The sequence below is a fragment of the Verrucomicrobiota bacterium genome (genome assembly GCA_038744685.1).
Classification (GTDB): domain Bacteria; phylum Verrucomicrobiota; class Verrucomicrobiia; order Opitutales; family Puniceicoccaceae; genus Puniceicoccus.
Genome location: JBCDMB010000007.1, coordinates 102613 through 117675, shown reverse-complemented (window position 1 = coordinate 117675; position 15063 = coordinate 102613). Strand labels below are relative to the sequence as shown.

General features: G+C 52.4%; 14 protein-coding genes. 4 read left to right on the top strand and 10 right to left on the bottom strand.

Annotation, left to right across the window (positions count from 1 at the left end; translation table 11 throughout):
• Positions 1-16: 16 nt before the first annotated feature.
• From AAGJ81_06475 to AAGJ81_06465, 3 genes are read right to left on the bottom strand one after another with little or no spacing between them, the layout of a single operon-like run.
• Positions 17-1024, bottom strand: coding sequence for a hypothetical protein (locus AAGJ81_06475; GenBank protein MEM0965774.1), 1008 nt, complete (start codon positions 1022-1024; stop codon positions 17-19).
• Positions 1011-1421 carry a hypothetical protein gene (locus AAGJ81_06470; GenBank protein ID MEM0965773.1) on the bottom strand — a complete coding sequence of 137 codons (411 nt, stop codon included), beginning with the start codon at positions 1419-1421 and terminating at the stop codon, positions 1011-1013. The genes AAGJ81_06475 and AAGJ81_06470 overlap by 14 nt, the downstream gene beginning before the upstream one ends.
• Positions 1422-1428: 7 nt before the next feature.
• On the bottom strand, positions 1429-1947 hold the full coding sequence (locus tag AAGJ81_06465) for a transcriptional repressor (GenBank protein MEM0965772.1): 519 nt from the start codon (positions 1945-1947) through the stop codon (positions 1429-1431).
• Between the two features lie 31 nt (positions 1948-1978).
• On the opposite strand from AAGJ81_06465, the gene priA reads away from it, so the two are divergent.
• Positions 1979-4312 carry a primosomal protein N' gene (gene priA, locus AAGJ81_06460; GenBank protein MEM0965771.1) on the top strand — a complete coding sequence of 778 codons (2334 nt, stop codon included), beginning with the start codon at positions 1979-1981 and terminating at the stop codon, positions 4310-4312.
• Between the two features lie 97 nt (positions 4313-4409).
• Here priA and AAGJ81_06455 read toward each other — a convergent pair whose 3' ends face one another.
• Positions 4410-4823: a PIN domain-containing protein gene (locus tag AAGJ81_06455; GenBank protein ID MEM0965770.1), complete on the bottom strand. Its 414-nt coding sequence runs from the start codon at positions 4821-4823 to the stop codon at positions 4410-4412.
• Positions 4810-5064: a hypothetical protein gene (locus AAGJ81_06450; protein ID MEM0965769.1), complete on the bottom strand. Its 255-nt coding sequence runs from the start codon at positions 5062-5064 to the stop codon at positions 4810-4812. Before AAGJ81_06450 ends, AAGJ81_06455 begins: the two co-directional genes overlap by 14 nt.
• Before the next feature lie 238 nt (positions 5065-5302).
• On the opposite strand from AAGJ81_06450, the gene AAGJ81_06445 reads away from it, so the two are divergent.
• Positions 5303-8131, top strand: coding sequence for an alkaline phosphatase family protein (locus AAGJ81_06445; protein ID MEM0965768.1), 2829 nt, complete (start codon positions 5303-5305; stop codon positions 8129-8131).
• A 17-nt stretch (positions 8132-8148) separates the two neighbouring features.
• Here the strand turns inward: AAGJ81_06445 and ubiE are convergent, their stop codons facing one another.
• Both ubiE and AAGJ81_06435 read right to left on the bottom strand, forming a co-directional pair.
• Positions 8149-8874 carry a bifunctional demethylmenaquinone methyltransferase/2-methoxy-6-polyprenyl-1,4-benzoquinol methylase UbiE gene (gene ubiE / locus AAGJ81_06440; protein MEM0965767.1) on the bottom strand — a complete coding sequence of 242 codons (726 nt, stop codon included), beginning with the start codon at positions 8872-8874 and terminating at the stop codon, positions 8149-8151.
• A 160-nt stretch (positions 8875-9034) separates the two neighbouring features.
• On the bottom strand, positions 9035-10624 hold the full coding sequence (locus AAGJ81_06435) for an AAA family ATPase (GenBank protein MEM0965766.1): 1590 nt from the start codon (positions 10622-10624) through the stop codon (positions 9035-9037).
• 156 nt (positions 10625-10780) lie between these two features.
• Between AAGJ81_06435 and AAGJ81_06430 the strand changes: the two genes are divergently transcribed.
• Together AAGJ81_06430 and hisS are read left to right on the top strand one after the other, a co-directional pair.
• A complete protein-coding gene (locus AAGJ81_06430) occupies positions 10781-11110 on the top strand; it encodes an HU family DNA-binding protein (GenBank protein ID MEM0965765.1) in 330 nt (109 codons plus the stop codon).
• A gap of 10 nt (positions 11111-11120) precedes the next feature.
• Positions 11121-12449 carry a histidine--tRNA ligase gene (gene hisS, locus AAGJ81_06425; GenBank protein ID MEM0965764.1) on the top strand — a complete coding sequence of 443 codons (1329 nt, stop codon included), beginning with the start codon at positions 11121-11123 and terminating at the stop codon, positions 12447-12449.
• A gap of 96 nt (positions 12450-12545) precedes the next feature.
• On the opposite strand, the gene AAGJ81_06420 is transcribed toward hisS, so the two are convergent.
• The 3 genes from AAGJ81_06420 to AAGJ81_06410 are packed head-to-tail and all read right to left on the bottom strand — an operon-like array spanning position 12546 to position 15061.
• Positions 12546-13151 (bottom strand): YqgE/AlgH family protein, encoded by a 606-nt coding sequence (locus AAGJ81_06420; protein ID MEM0965763.1) that lies wholly within the window; start codon positions 13149-13151, stop codon positions 12546-12548.
• Positions 13144-13668 (bottom strand): deaminase, encoded by a 525-nt coding sequence (locus AAGJ81_06415; protein MEM0965762.1) that lies wholly within the window; start codon positions 13666-13668, stop codon positions 13144-13146. The genes AAGJ81_06420 and AAGJ81_06415 overlap by 8 nt, the downstream gene beginning before the upstream one ends.
• Positions 13655-15061, bottom strand: a complete 1407-nt coding sequence (locus AAGJ81_06410; protein ID MEM0965761.1) for an MBL fold metallo-hydrolase — start codon at positions 15059-15061, stop codon at positions 13655-13657. The genes AAGJ81_06415 and AAGJ81_06410 overlap by 14 nt, the downstream gene beginning before the upstream one ends.
• Positions 15062-15063 lie beyond the last annotated feature (2 nt).

Below are 15063 nucleotides of genomic sequence, written 5' to 3'. Positions count from 1 at the left end.
GTTTTGCCAGTAGCACCTAGAAGAGAAGATCCAGCCAATGGTCCGAGAGTAACGAGCTAAATCTGTCCGCGTTTTCATTCTTTGGGAGGCATTTTGAAATCTCGGACGGTGCGTGAAGCTTATCTCCGAGGTCGATCGCAAGCCTCTGAAAACTCTCGTCCCATTGTTTGTCGTCGCACTTGAATCTGGCGGACATTATTTTACCCTCCCGAACAACGAGGAGGCTGCTCACTTCTCCGAAAGAAGACTTCACCGTTTTCCTCAGCTCATATTTTGGTGAGCGCCCGTAGATCCACCCGTTAGACTTGAAACGTTCACCATATTTCTCATTTGCCGTCTTGAGCGCGATTGGAGGCTTGTCAAGGAGAGTGAGACACGGATGGAAATCCTGAAGAGTAGCAACGAAATCCTCGGCGAAGGAACGAGTATCGGAGAGTTTTGGAAGAAAAGTGGAGAGATTGATTGTTCGGTTGCGGTTCGAATCGATGCTCCGATCTCGGTATGCCGAGGAAGATGGGGTGAGAAGGGAATGCAGTCGATTCAAATCAGATTTGAAGAGCAGCGTTCCGTGGTGCAGGATCCGACGACCAGAGAAATACTCGGCATTCCCGGAGAATTTCCCTTCCCCCTTAAATAGATCGCTCCGGTTGCGAATCTCCACCGAGAGTTTCCTTGCCTCAAAATAGGGAAAGAGGAAGTGGAGATGACGGCAGAAATCTACCCGAGGCTCTCCAGTCGAGATGAGAGCGTAGTTAAGATTGCCGAAATCATGGTACACCGTTCCTCCCCCCGTAATCCTCCGATGGAGACTTACGTTGGACTCAAATACTTCTTTCGCGGAGACTTGCGCCCAGAGGTTTTGGTTCTTTCCCACATGGAGCGATGGGCGATTGATGTAGACCAGAAGATAATCCTCTTCAGAGTCCCTTAAACAGGCCTCCTCCAAACAGGCGTGGAGAGTCGGGTCGTCATCGTCCGAAATCCAAGCGTAGCGAACTCGTCCCGATGAGCTAGGCGACCCCACCTTCCAAGTGCTTCCTCACTCTCTCAATGAGAACTACGAACGGGCGATACTCCCGAAGGTTTTTCAAATCTTCGTCGTTCAACATCCAAGAAATGTCACGGTAGCCGCGTTTAATCGCATTTTCCAAAGACTCGACGGCTTCCTTCTTTCGATTTCGCAATGCCAGGCTACACGCCAAGTTGTAGTGAGCCACTGGATTGTCTGGATCCTGGCGAACAATCCTCCGGTCGACCCTCAGGCCCTCGCCAACCCTACCACTTTTAGTGTAGTAATGCGCCAAGACCTCAAGAACGCGCAAGTCCTTGCTGTTTCGGCGAGAAAGATCCTCGAAAAAACCGACTTCGAAACTGTAGTCTTTTTCTTCGTCTGTGCTGGTTGGATTGAGACTTGACCCCATCCCTTTGTTAAACCTTGGCAACGCCTCCGGAAAGGGCCTTTCGGCGTGCTTCCTCAACCGCCTCACTAACCTCGATATCCGCCCTATATTTCGCCTGTACCTGCAGGCGCTGAGATACCACCTCGAGACCCAGTTTGGCGGCGACTGCCTTGCCATACCATTCCATAAAAGGTGCGTCCACCTCGTAGATTTGGTCGTCTTCCATGCAAATCACCTGCGCTTTGAAAGTATCCGCCGACCGATGGGCCATGTAGTATTTGTAGTCCTTTCCTATGTCGACTTCGCGGATCAAACCACTTTCGACCATTATCGGCAACGTTCTGTAAATTGTCGCGCGGGAAACCGTATGGTCAATTGCCCGCGCACTGTCCAAAAGCTCTTCCGCGGTGAAGTGGTGCTCACTTTCGTAGGCGGCTTTAAAGATAGCGTGTCGCTGATTTGTAATCCTCAATCCACGGCTGGAAAGAAAATCTCTAAATGTGGTCCACGGATCTTCGGTTTCTGTCTGAGTCAGGGGTGTTTCCATTTCTTATTGAGACGAAATTGACACTGATAGGGTGAGGTGTAAAGCGGATTCGGGAAATTCAGTTGAATGGGAGTTGGATTTTCCGCTCACTCTCAGGGTGTCGAGCAGCAAAGGGAATCGATCTGTTGAGTCGGCGACCTTCGTTGAGGTCGTTCCTTTGAGTGGGGGCGACCTTCGATTGACTTACAGAGTTCCAGCTGCTCTTGGAGCGATCTCTCTCGGAAGTCTTGTGGTTGTTCCTCTCCGGGGCGGGCGGCAGAAGGCTCTTGTAGTAGGTGTAAGTGACGTCTGTGATTTGCCGGAGAATCGCATCAAGTATGTCAGTGCGCTCGTGTCCGAAGGTTCGGTATTACCGGGAGATCTCCTAAAACTGGCCCAGTGGATATCCGACTACTACATGGCTTCCTTTCGCGCGACTGTGGAAACGATGGTCCCCGCACCGGTTCGGGAGGGAAAAGCGGCAAAAGCAGAGGTTTGGATTGAAGCAGTTCGTCCGGTAAAGGAGGAAGCCATCGATCAGCTCAAACGGAAAGCACCTCGCCAGGCTGAGCTTCTCACTTTTCTTCTCGACCAAACGCAGGCGCAGCCTAGGGGGATGATCCTCCGGCGGATGAATCTATCATCGACGGTTGCAGGGGGCTTGGTCAGCAAAGGATTGGCGGTTTGTTCGATCGCAACTCCATCGCGGGAGTCCTATCGAGACGGATTGGATGGAGAGGCGGTTCAGGAAGCGGGGCCTCCGGTATTGACCGAGGAGCAAAGTAAAGCCTTCGAGAAGCTGGAGGTTGCACGAAGCCAAGAAGCTTATTCGTGCTGGCTACTTCACGGGGTAACAGGATCGGGAAAGACCGAGGTTTATCTGCGCCTCATGGAGAAGACGATCGCTGGGGGTGGACAGGTATTGTTTTTGGTCCCGGAAATTGCCCTGGCGCCACAAACAGTAGCGAGGGTACGGAGCCGGCTGGAAGCGATCGGAGCACAGGTGGTGGTTTGGCATAGTAATTTGTCTGCGGGCCAACGGGCCGATGCGTTCCGGGAGGTTGCCGCTGGTAGAGCAAATGTGGTGGTGGGGGCGCGGTCGGCGGTCTTTGCACCTTTTACGGCACTACGCCTTGTCATAGTCGATGAGGAGCACGAGCCAGCCTACAAGCAAGAGGAGACTCCGCGCTACCATGGGCGGGATGTCGCGATTCTTCGTGCTTACGTCCGAAACGCCATGTGCGTTCTCGGTTCTGCCACTCCCGCTCTTGAAACCCTCTATAACGTTGAAACGGGCAAGTATTCAGTGGTCCGCTTGACCAAAAGAATCGATGACCGTCAGATGCCTCTTCTCCATGTGGTCGATCTGAGACGCGCCAGGTCTGTTGGAAAAGGGACAAGCCTCTTCTCGGATCTATTGAAGGAGAAGATGACAGATCGTCTGGAAAAGGGCGAGCAGGTCATTCTCTTTCTAAATCGCCGGGGTTACTCGACCACCGCTCTTTGCCCGGATTGCGGTCACGTGATCGAATGTCCTCATTGCAGTGTAGGACTGACCTTGCATCGCACGGATAACCGCATGCGGTGTCATATGTGTCGTTATGAAGAGGTGGCACCGTCCAGCTGTCCTTCTTGCGGCTCTGCGGGCTTTCGATGGAAGGGTTCGGGAACGCAACGGGTTGAGGATTCAGTGATGAAGCTATTTCCGCGGGCGACCGTCGTTCGGTTGGATGCGGATTCAGCCCGCCGCCGAAACCATTTCCGCCGCGTGCTTGGCGATTTCAGAAAGGGTAAGATCGATGTATTGGTTGGCACGCAAATGATCGGGAAAGGATTGGATTTTCCGAACGTGACTCTGGCTGGGCTGGTTGACGCAGACCTCTCGCTCCACCAAGAGGACTTTCGTGCGGCGGAGAGAACGTTTCAGTTAATCGTTCAGGTGTCTGGAAGGGCAGGGAGGGGAGACCGATCCGGTGAAGTCGTCGTGCAAACCGTAACTCCTCACGCGGCCCCCATCCAGTTTGCTCGGCAGCAGGACTTTGATGGGTTTCTTCGCGAGGAGCTGGAGTTGCGAAGGGAGTTTCGCTACCCGCCTTTCCGTCATCTGATCCGTCAGTTGTTTCAAGGGAGAAATGAAGAAAAGGTATGGTTTGTCGCCGAGAAATGGGTCGAGGCGGCCGAAAGGGCCCTCGGTGCCGAGGTCGAAATACGGGGTCCTGCGCCGCCTCCGGTGGAGAAAATCGCCGACCAATACCGAGTCCAACTCTGGTATTTTACTGAGGCGGTTCAATCGACGGGAAAACGCCTATCGGGATTGCTGGAAAAGTTTGATCTACCGGAGGGAGTTAGAGTGACCTTTGATGTGGACGCAGTGAGTCTCCGCTGAGGAGGAATCAATTGGCTCAACGGAGGGACCGAGGCACTGTGGTCTGTTGGGTGCAGACTCAGATCCACAAAGATACTCGAAACTCACGAAGTAGGGTTTACAGATCGATGAACGGATTGATCACCTGAATACCACCGTAATTCTGATCGTGAGTGAGGTCTTCAGAGAGTAGAGTTGAGCAAGCTTGAAGGCGGGCAGCCTCTATAATTGCAGCGTCCCAGAAAGATAGTTGCCACCGCAGCTTTGCGGACAGAGCGTTATCCATCAACTCAAGGGTCATGGGCTGAACAGAAAATCGTTTCCAGGTTTCAATAAGGCCGGTTGCTTCAGGGTGCGAAAGTGGGCTTTCCCGCGATTCTCTTGTTGCTTGGACATAGAACTCTTGAAGGACCTGAACCGAGAGGCATGGGTCCCGGTCTCTGAGGATGGAAGAAGCCACCTCGGCCTTATCCTTTTCTGCGGGCGCGGGGCTAACTCGGTAGAGCAGAATGTTGGTGTCAACGAAGCGCATTTCGGTCGTGGGCTTCTTCACGACTTAGACGGTCCGCTGCCGTAAAGGTGCATCCCCTAATCCGAATTTGGTCGACGATCTGTTGCTCCTCAAGGGCAAGCTGCTCTGACTTCGTTCTTTCGGAAGACAAGGCATTCAGGGTTTCTCGGACGATGGCTGAGAGAGAGGTCCTTCGCTCAGCAGCGAGAACGCGTGCCCGGTAGTAGGTCTCGTCGGGCACAGAAACTGTGATATTTTTCATACACACAGAAAACTAACTGAGTCAGTTTCTGTCAACTAATTGGTTGTACAAACGGGGCTGGCGACTCTTCTACCCGCGGGAACAAAAAATGCGCTCAATGGAGGGACCACGGCCTCGTGGTCTGCGGATTGCTCGGGTAAGGTCGCGAAATACGTTCAATATGGGGCAGAGCTCGACGCCATAGAAACTGGCACTTCGGGGTAGACGATTCCTAGATTCGTAGCTAGCGATTACAAAAATGCCCGAACGAAAAGTCCTACTCATTGGCTGGGATGCCGCCGACTGGAATGTCGCTCTCCCTCTCGTTGAACAGGGGAAGATGCCCGCTCTGAAGCGCCTGATGGACGAAGGAGTATGGGGGAATTTGGCGACGGTGCGACCGGTTCTATCTCCTATGCTTTGGACGAGCATTGCCACTGGAAAACGAGCGTGGAAACACGGGATTCATGGCTTTTCCGAACCTTGTCCTGCCACTGGAGGGATACGTCCGATCACTAATCTTTCCCGCAAAACGAAAGCAATCTGGAACATTTTTAGCCAGCAGGGATGGCAGAGTAATGTAATCGGCTGGTGGCCCTCTCATCCAGTGGAGCCGATCAATGGCGTAATGATTTCGAATCACTTTCAGCAGGCCGTGAAGAATCTGGAGGAGGAATGGCCCATGCGTCCCGGCACTGTTCACCCCAAGGAATTGGAGGAACCGCTCAAGGAAATGAGAGTTCACCCCGCTGAGTTGCAGAACGAACATATTCTACCCTTTATCCCAAAGGCGTCAGAAATCGATCAGGATAAGGACAAACGGATGGCTTCCTGCGCAAAGGTGATTGCTGAAATCTCTGGTATCCATGCAGCTGCTACTGCTTGTATGCAGCTTGAACCGTGGGATTTTATGGCCGTGTATTACGATGGCATAGATCACTTTGGGCACGGGTTCATGAAATTCCATCCCCCGCGGCAGCCTTGGGTAAAGGAAGAGGAGTTTGAACTCTACAAAAACGTGATCGAGGCAGGCTACCGGTATCACGATATGATGCTGGATGTTCTTCTGCAGCTCGCGGGCGAGGATACGACCATTATGCTGATCTCGGACCATGGGTTCGAGCCGGGGAACCTCCGTCCGGCATCTATCCCGAATGAGCCGGCTGGACCTGCCGCCGAACATTCACCCTACGGTATTTTCTGTTTGAAGGGACCCGGTATTCAAAAAGGAGAGCGGATCTTTGGGGCTTCTCTGCTCGATATCGCACCGACCCTTCTTCATCTCTATGGTTTGCCGGTTGGCCGCGATATGGACGGCAAGGTGTTACTCAATTGTTTTGAAGACGAAGAGACGGTTGAGTTTGTGGAGAGCTGGGATGAGATCGAGGGGGAGTACGGCGACGGACGTCATCCACCTGAGGCGGGAATGGACGCCGCAGAGTCGAGAGAGTCGCTCCGGCAGCTTGTGGATCTTGGCTACATCGATGAACCGAATCCAGACCGCGGTAAAGCGATCGATGAAACCCTTCGTGAACTCCAGTATAACCTCGCGCAGGCATATATGGACGGGGGTCTTTACTATGAAGCTGTGGAAATCCTCGAAAAGCAGTGGGATAGATGGCCGGAGGAGAGTCGTTTTGGAACCAAACTACTGGCTTGCTGGCTGGCACTCGAAAACGGGGAAAAGGCAAGGGAGACATTTGATCGTCAGCTCGAACGCAAGAAGGCGGCCGTAGAGTCGGGAGGGAAGGCGTTGCAGGAACTTCAGGAGGAGCTGAAAGCCGAGGAGGAAAAGCGGAAAAAGGAAGCAGAGGAACAAGGTGAGGAATTCGAGCCTGCCGAGTTACCACGGGCGACGCAGATGAAGATTCGTCGCTTACGCGGACAGTCAGGGACCAATCCGCATGCCTTGGCTTACTTAAATGGTTGCGTGCTCACTTTGGAGGGAAAGCACATGGAAGCGTTGGAGTCGCTCGAACAGGCCACGAAAGTTCAGACCGCGAACCAACCCAGCCTGTATTCAAAGATCGGAGACGTTCACTTCGCTCTGGAGCAATGGGACGAAGCAGAGAAGAGTTATCAAAAAGTTGTCGAAATCGCTCCGAACAGCCATGATGCCCGCTTAGGTCTGGCGCGGGTTCATTTGAAAAGAGGAAATCACTTCGCAGCGGCAGATGAGGCTTTTGGATCGCTGGAACTGATCTTTCACAATCCGAGGGCACATCTGGTTTACGGCACGGCTCTCATGCGAATGGGCAAGGCAAAGCTGGCAGAGTTGACGCTTCTCACAGCAGTGTCACAGAGCCCCACGTATCCGGCGGCTCATGAGCAGTTGGTTGTTCTCTACGAAAAGGCTCTAAAAGATCCAGAGAAGGCCACACGTCATCGAGAGTTGGCAGTTCTAGCAAAAGAAAAAGCTGAGCAGGCGAAGAAGAACCGGTCCGAAGGTCGGCGGGAATTGTCAGCGTTTCCACCGATTGTAAAGGTAATGGGTAAAGCAACGAAGGGCTTCGCAGATATACTGATCATTGTCTCCGGTTTACCGCGTTCAGGAACCTCTCTCATGATGCAGATGTTGGAAGCTGTAGGCATCCCGATTGTTTCGGACCGACACCGGGTTTCCGACGAATCTAACCCGAAAGGCTACTACGAAGACGAACGGGTAAAGAAGCTGGCAGCGGACAAGGACAGAACGTGGCTCAAAGAGTCACTAGGCTCTGCAATCAAGATTGTGGCTCCGCTCCTAGGATTCGTTCCGCGAGACCTTCCGTGTAAAATTATATTTATGGAGCGCGACGTTGTTGAGGTGTTGTCGTCCCAGCGGAAAATGCTGGATCGGGAAGAGAAGACCGGAGCCATGACCTCTGATGAGAGTCTAGCAAAAGTTTACGCGAATCACCTGGGGAACATTAACAAACTAACCGCTAATGCGGAAAACTGGGAACTGCTTCCGGTTCGATACAGTGAGGCGGTTGGCAAGCCACTTGAAACAGCTAAGCAGATCGTGGAGTTTCTCGGTGGAGGTCTCGATTTTGAGGTGATGGCTGCAGTGGCAGATTCTTCTCTCTATCGTGAAAGGAAGATTTAATCTTCTCCCAGAAGGGGCTACTTTCTTGCGTGATGCAAAGCAACGATTCCTCCGGTGAGTGGTGTCGCCTTCACCGACTCGAATCCCGCAGCTTTGATCTGGGTGGAGAGTGAATCCCTGTCCGGAAAAGCACCAATCGTCCCACCCAGATACTGGTAAGCGTCCACGTTTCCGGTGACCTTAGAAGCGATCCACGGCAAGACTTTGTTGAGGTAGAAATAGTAAAGTGGTCGAAGGATTCGGTAGGGCTGGGAGAACTCGAGAATCAGGAGGGATCCTCCCGGTTGTAAAACTCGATACATTTCCTTCAGACCTGCATCTCTATCTTCCAGATTCCGAAGACCAAACCCGATGGTTGCAACGGAGGCAAACTCATCAGGCAACGGAAGAGACAGACAATCCCCATGGCGGAACGAAAGTCCACTTCCGCGCGAATTCTTTTTGCGGGCCTCTTCAAGCATCTCTTCGCAGAAGTCCAATCCAATCACCTCAGTCTCTGGAGTGAGTTTTTTCCGCAAGAGAAGGGCGATATCGCCCGATCCTGTAGCCAGATCAATCACGATTTCCGGTTTCTCTTTTTTTGCCCGGGAAACCGTCCGATGCCTCCAGTAAACATCGATCCCTACGCTGCAAAACCGATTTGCTCGATCATACTTCCCGGCGATTCCAGCAAACATCCGGTTGACCTCACTAGACTCAATGACCGGTCCGCTCGAGGCGCTGTTATTGGCATGGGTTGACATGGATTTGGAGGATCAGGAAATAAGAACTTAGGGTGGCGGAGGACTAAGGGAGGGAAGCATCTTATGAATCCATGTCAATCCATGCAAAAACTGATGCAGAGTGTTTAGCATGGATGGACATGGATGCACAGGATGGGAGAGGTGTTCGTCTTCGGGACTACTACTCAGTCGATTCCTCGTTCTTTTTGAAGCTCTGGATGACCCAGTTTGAGATTTCGCGGTCAGGATTTTCCGCACAGGCTTTGTCGATCAGAAACTCTTTTTCTCCTGAGTTTCGCGAGACAATCTTCAGACCGTAGGGCAGATCTTGGAAGTGCTCGGTGCAGAATGAGGCGAAGTCTCCACTCACACCTTCAGCTTTCTCAACCAAGTAAAACAGAGCCTCATCCGTAAACCGAAGGTTGAGAGAGTGCTCCTTTGCGAACGCGTCCACGAAAGGCTGGATGATGCTGCGGTCAATCGAGTGCGAAGGTGCATGTTTCTCGAGAAGTGATGAGAGCTTTTCATCTGGGTCCGAAACGAAATCAGTGTCCACGGTCAGGTGCTCGAGGTTGGTTGAGGGAAGCTCGAATTTGAAATCCCGAAACAGTCGCTCCAGAACTGACATCACTCCTCGCGCACCAGTGTGCTCTTCGTGTGCTTTCTCGGCAATCGCGTGAATCGCCTCGTCTTTTACGTCCAACTCGATCCCGTGGTTGGCAAAATCCCGAACGTATTGCTTCAGAACACTGCCTTCAGAAGTCTGCATAATTTCCGCGAGATCCTTAGGGCGTAGCGAGTCGAAAGCGACCCTGACCGGAATTCGTCCGACAAACTCGGGTTCGAACCCGTATCGGATAAAGTCGTTCGTCTCGGCCAAGCGCAGGTATCGGTAGAGGTCCTCTTCAGATTCGGCAATTTCACTCGCGAAGCCCATGCCCGTTTTACCGACACGCTTCTGTATTGATTTTGCCAGCTGATCAAATGCACCACTGACGATGAAGAGGATGTTTTTTGTATTAATCCGGCGGCTGGTCTTTCCACGTCCGCCTCCCATCATCGCTTGCATCTGACCCATCATATCGGTTTGGCTAAAGGGGTTTACCTCAGTCTCTTCCATGAGTTTGAGCAGATTGATCTGCACACCCCGGCCCGAAACGTCTTTTGACCCACTCGCAGCCTCACTGGCAATTTTGTCTATTTCGTCGATGTAGATGATTCCCTTTTCGGCGAGGTCTACGTCACCACCGGCAACCTTCACAAGATCCCGGACGAGATCTTCCACGTCAGAACCCACGTATCCGGTCTCAGAAAACTTCGTAGCATCCGCTTTGACAAACGGGACTCCAATGAGCCGAGCAAGATTCTTCATGAGGTAGGTCTTGCCGACTCCAGTCGGTCCAAGAAGGAGGATATTCTGCTTTTGGTATTCGTAGTCCCTCTCTTCCTCGGGTGCTTCGAACTGACGCCGAATGTGGTTGTAGTGGTCACAAACTGCTACCGACAAGACTTTCTTGGCGTCGCTCTGGCCGATGACGTAACGGTCAAGCTGTTGAAAGACTTCTTTCGGCTTCAGTTTAAAGCCGCGAATCTTTTCTAACCTTTCCTTTGCCTCTTTTTCGTCGTCTTCTCCTTTTTCTCCACTGGGAGCCGGAGAGGCAGGCGTTGCGTGAACTCCTTGAACCCTGACCCTCGGATCTCCTATGATCGATTGGATCTGTTTCTGCAGCTCCTCAAATGGGTTGTCTGATTCTTTCTCTTTGTCGCTCATGATAAGATAACCGAGACGGTACGACTGAAGCTGTTGAAAAGCAATGATCGACGGCGATTGGATTTTGCCTCTTGAATTTCGCTAAAACGTTGACAGGGAATCGCGTATGAGGGATTTTTGCAGCCTCCAACGAAAAATTGATCGGAAGTCGTCTTCATGTCCAACAACCTGACAAAACGAGATATAGTCCTCAAGATTTACGAGGATTCGCGAAACGACTTTCCGCAGAAGGATGTGAAAGAGATCGTGCAACAGACGCTCGACGCCATTGGTGAAGCGATTTGCGAAGGGATGAATGTCGAGCTTAGGAACTTCGGCGTCTTTCAAATCCAGGTGAGAAAAGCAAGGGTGGGTCGCAATCCGAACCGTCCGGAAACGGATGTGATGATTCCTACGAGGGCGGTGATTAAGTTCAAGGCGGGTAAAGAGATGAAGGAAAAACTCAAACACCTTGATCTCGATTCGCTCGACGGGTCGCGGGAGTAGGAAGGTCCCGATGTATCAAGCCCTTCCCGGTTTTCGGGACTTTCCACCGGAACGTTTCCGGGAGCGAAACCGCGTGTTTCGCATCTTGAGGTCTACTGCGGATTTGTTTGGTTTCGAGGAATTTGATGGACCAGTTTTGGAGCCGCTTGAGTTGTATGTGGATAAGTCAGGCGAAGAGATAGTCGACCAGCTCTTTTGGTTTGAGGACAGGGGTGAACGGAAGGTTGCGTTGCGGCCAGAGATGACCCCAACCCTCGCCCGAATTGCTGGTTCTATGGCGAATTCCCTCAAGAGACCCGCCCGTTGGTTCACTCTGAATGAGCAGTATCGTTTCGAAAGGCCTCAAAAAGGAAGACAGCGGTCCTTCTTCCAGTTCAATCTCGATATTCTGGGTGAATCTGCAGTGGGTGCAGACGCTGAAGTGATTGCCTGCTTCGTAGCGGCTCTTGAAAGGTGCGGTCTAACGCAAAGAGATTTTCGAGTGAGGCTAAGCGATCGTCGAATTTGGACCCGCTTCCTCGATCTGATGGGAATACCCGAAGAAAAGCAGGATGAATGTCTTTCGGTGGTCGATCGCATCGAGCGACTTTCCGCTGAAAAGACCCTCCAGTCTCTCAATCCTGTCCTCGGGGAGGCTTCCGAGGATTTTCTGGGTCGGGTGGAGGAGCTACGGACGATTCGATCTGATGATGATTTGAGGGCTTTCCTTCTCAGTCTCTCCACCCGAGTCGACGAGAATGAAAGGACCTCTGAACTGCTGTATTCGTGGAAGGAATTTCGCTCGTCGGTAGAGGCGTTGGGTCTTGGAAACTGTGCGGTCATGGATCTCGGGATTGTTCGCGGGCTGGCCTATTACACGGGTCCGGTGTTTGAAATTTTTGAATCCACAGGTGAGGGACGTGCGCTCGCCGGTGGGGGGCGTTATGACGACTTGGTCGAAAAGGTTGCGGGAACTCCGATGGAGGCAACGGGAGGCGCAATGGGTGATGTCACTCTTCTTGATCTATTGGAGTCGAAGGATCTTCTTACCAGAACCGAAACCGGAACGGATTGTTTTGTCGCGGTTGGAGATGCCACCGCCAGGCCGAAAGCGTTGCAGGTAGCGCAGCTGATTCGACAGTCCGGGGTTTCAACTTCTTACCTGTTTCGTGAGGCAGGATTTAAGAAGCAGTTCAAGGAAGCAAATCGATGCGGGGCCAAGGTTGTGGTTTCGGTGGGGGAGAGAGAAGTTGAGAGCGGGCTGTTTCCCGTGAAAGAACTGTCCACAGGCGAACAGGAAAGTATCCCTCTTGAGGGCCTTGGTGATTTTGTAAGCAGTCTGGTTCTGGGGGAGTCTTAGTTTTTCGCTGTCTCGACCTCACCGCTCTAGCGGCTTCCACTCTAAAGTTGAGATCCCGAAAAGGTCGGGAATCCGCTTAGACAATCTCTCCGGTGATCAATTAAAATCTAGATCCTCGGGCGGACGGGGCAGTAACTCGTCATCGTCGGATGCCTCGGAGGAAAGATCCACCTCGTTCTGGGCCAACGAGTCATCGGTAAGCTGGTTCCAAAGTGCCGGGTTTCCGTCTTGGTCCAGGACTTCAGTGGCGATTGGCTTGGTGATCCACGATTGGGCTTGAAGCTCAGCTTCCAACTGACCGGCACTCCACCCAGCATATCCGAGGTAGGCTCGCACCGTTACTGGATCATCACCCTCGATGAGATTGAGGGCGTGTTCACTGGTGATCCCGAAAAACATCTTATGTGAATTCTCTTCCTGATCCCACTTCCAAGCGGTCAGGATGAGCTGACTGTGATCGACGGGCCCACCCTCAAAAATCTGAATATGGGCGAGCTTCTCAAAGTGTTGCTCCGGATACATTTCCCCTAGAGTCTGACCAGTAGGCCTGTTCAAGATTACGCCAAGGGCTCCACTGTCGTCGGAGTGAACCGGCAAAAGGATTACCGTCTTTTCGAAATTAGGGTCTTGGAGTGACGGGTGCGCCACGAGCAGCGATCCCGATAGACCGGAAAGACTGTTGAATCGTGGTGTGCTATCCATTGCTACTTAGACTCTCTAGGATGATCCCGGATTCTTCAAGAATTTCCGTTACCATAGGGTCGTTTCGGTAGTCGTAGAAATACTTGATTTTCTGGATACCTGCAGCAGCAAGGACTTTTGCACATTGGATGCATGGAAAATGACTGATGTAGGCAGTGGCTCCCTGGACGGAGATGCCGCGTCTGGCTGCATCCGCAATGGCGTTTTGCTCGGCGTGCACGGTTCCCTGTTCGTGACCGTCACGAACTCGCGAAAGGTGGGGTGAGCTCGGTAAAAAACCATTGTAGCCCGCCGCTATGATACGGTTCTTGTGGGTTCCCCCGGAAACCAGAACACAGCCAACATGAAGCCTCTCGCAGGGAGATCGACTTGCGATCAACAACGAGGTGGCCATGAAATATTCATCCCATGACGGCCGCCCCGGACGAGCGGAAACCAAAGCAGAAACCTCAGCCAGAAAGCTCTCCGAGTTCTCATCTACACCTGAATCGACCATCTGACCCTTAGCAATGGACACGCTCAAGTGGCTCCGGGTCAATGATTCGGCTGTCGAGGACGCTGGCGTACAACTCCTCCTCGAACCAGGCCCTTGCCTCCGGGTCGCCATGCGTGAGCACGACAGTTCCCGGATTCATTCTGATGGCATAGTCGAGAAGCTCCTCGCGATCGGCATGGCTGCTCAGATCAAATTTCTCAACCTTGGCACGGCAGGTCGCGACGAAATCAATTTCTTTGAACAGGATATCAACCCCATGTCCGGCCGATAGAATATCGTATCCAGGTGCCTCAGGGTCACAGTAACCAACGAAACAAATGGTGTTTGAGGACTCTCCGACCATCGCAGCAGCGAGGTGGTAAGAGGGAGTGTTGGCTACGACCATTCCACTACTGACGACATAGATCGCAGGTCCGGGAGGGTTTTTGCCGGGTCGGATATCCTTGGGAATCTTCCGGACATTCATGTCTTTCAAAATCCGCTTCCGAAACTGCAATGCGCTGTTTTTCCGGGAAAGAAGATCGAAGTAGTTGGCAAGGTCCATTCCAAGGCCGGAAGCAAAAACAGGACACTCAGGAATGGCTTGTGTCCGAAACGCTTCATGGAGAACGGAGAAGATTTCCTGCATACGTCCGAGAGCGAACACGGGCAATAGGACCGAACCACCATGGCGGATCGTTTCGGAAACCGTACTGACAAGGCGTTCCACTTCCTCGGAACGACTTGCTCCTACTGAGCGACTGGTCATTCCCCGCGTCGTCTCCAGGACTAAGGTATTGATGTCAACAGGCTCACCGACCTCCGCTCCGGGTAGGATGTGTTGGTCGGTAAACAAGATATCGCCCGAGAATAGAATCGACTCTTTTTTATACCGTAAGAGAACGCTGACTGCACCGGGAACGTGCCCCGCATGAAAAAACTCAACGTCAAGGGTCTCTCCATTTGCGTGGAGCTGATTGATCCGGTCTACCGGAACCGCTGTGAACCTTTCCTCTAGCATCCTGACTTCTCCATCCGTGAAAAGTGGATACTCGGGGACATCCTCCTCCTCGCGCTGACGGCTCATCACTCGGACGGAGTTACGCATCATCCGAGGTGCGAGAACCGACGACTCACGCGACATCCAAATCTCTGCGTTCGGATGTTGACGAGCGACCACCGGAAGAGTGCCGAGGTGATCGAGGTGGCAGTGCGTAAGAATGATCAGGTCCAAAGCAACGTCTCTGATTTGATCAAAGCGCGGCATTGCTTCTCTACCTTTCTTCTTCGGGTGTAAGCCAGCATCCACCAAGATACGAAAAGGTCCGATCTCGACGAGTGTGCTGTTAGAGCCAATTCCGCCGTCTCGATTCAAATCGGTAAGAAACATAGTGGATGATTCAGTATGGGTAGCCGAAAGATTACCTGCCTTCATGG

Bases quoted from the DNA above. Each gene is read 5' to 3' on its own strand.
- AAGJ81_06410 (MEM0965761.1), bottom strand. From the start codon at position 15,061: ATGAAGGCAGGTAATCTTTCGGCTACCCATACTGAATCATCCACTATG.
- AAGJ81_06445 (MEM0965768.1), top strand. From the start codon at position 5,303: ATGCCCGAACGAAAAGTCCTACTCATTGGCTGGGATGCCGCCGACTGG.
- AAGJ81_06420 (MEM0965763.1), bottom strand. From the start codon at position 13,151: ATGGATAGCACACCACGATTCAACAGTCTTTCCGGTCTATCGGGATCG.
- AAGJ81_06430 (MEM0965765.1), top strand. From the start codon at position 10,781: ATGTCCAACAACCTGACAAAACGAGATATAGTCCTCAAGATTTACGAG.
- ubiE (MEM0965767.1), bottom strand. From the start codon at position 8,874: ATGTCAACCCATGCCAATAACAGCGCCTCGAGCGGACCGGTCATTGAG.
- AAGJ81_06470 (MEM0965773.1), bottom strand. From the start codon at position 1,421: ATGGGGTCAAGTCTCAATCCAACCAGCACAGACGAAGAAAAAGACTAC.
- hisS (MEM0965764.1), top strand. From the start codon at position 11,121: ATGTATCAAGCCCTTCCCGGTTTTCGGGACTTTCCACCGGAACGTTTC.
- AAGJ81_06450 (MEM0965769.1), bottom strand. From the start codon at position 5,064: ATGAAAAATATCACAGTTTCTGTGCCCGACGAGACCTACTACCGGGCA.
- AAGJ81_06465 (MEM0965772.1), bottom strand. From the start codon at position 1,947: ATGGAAACACCCCTGACTCAGACAGAAACCGAAGATCCGTGGACCACA.
- AAGJ81_06435 (MEM0965766.1), bottom strand. From the start codon at position 10,624: ATGAGCGACAAAGAGAAAGAATCAGACAACCCATTTGAGGAGCTGCAG.
- AAGJ81_06455 (MEM0965770.1), bottom strand. From the start codon at position 4,823: ATGCGCTTCGTTGACACCAACATTCTGCTCTACCGAGTTAGCCCCGCG.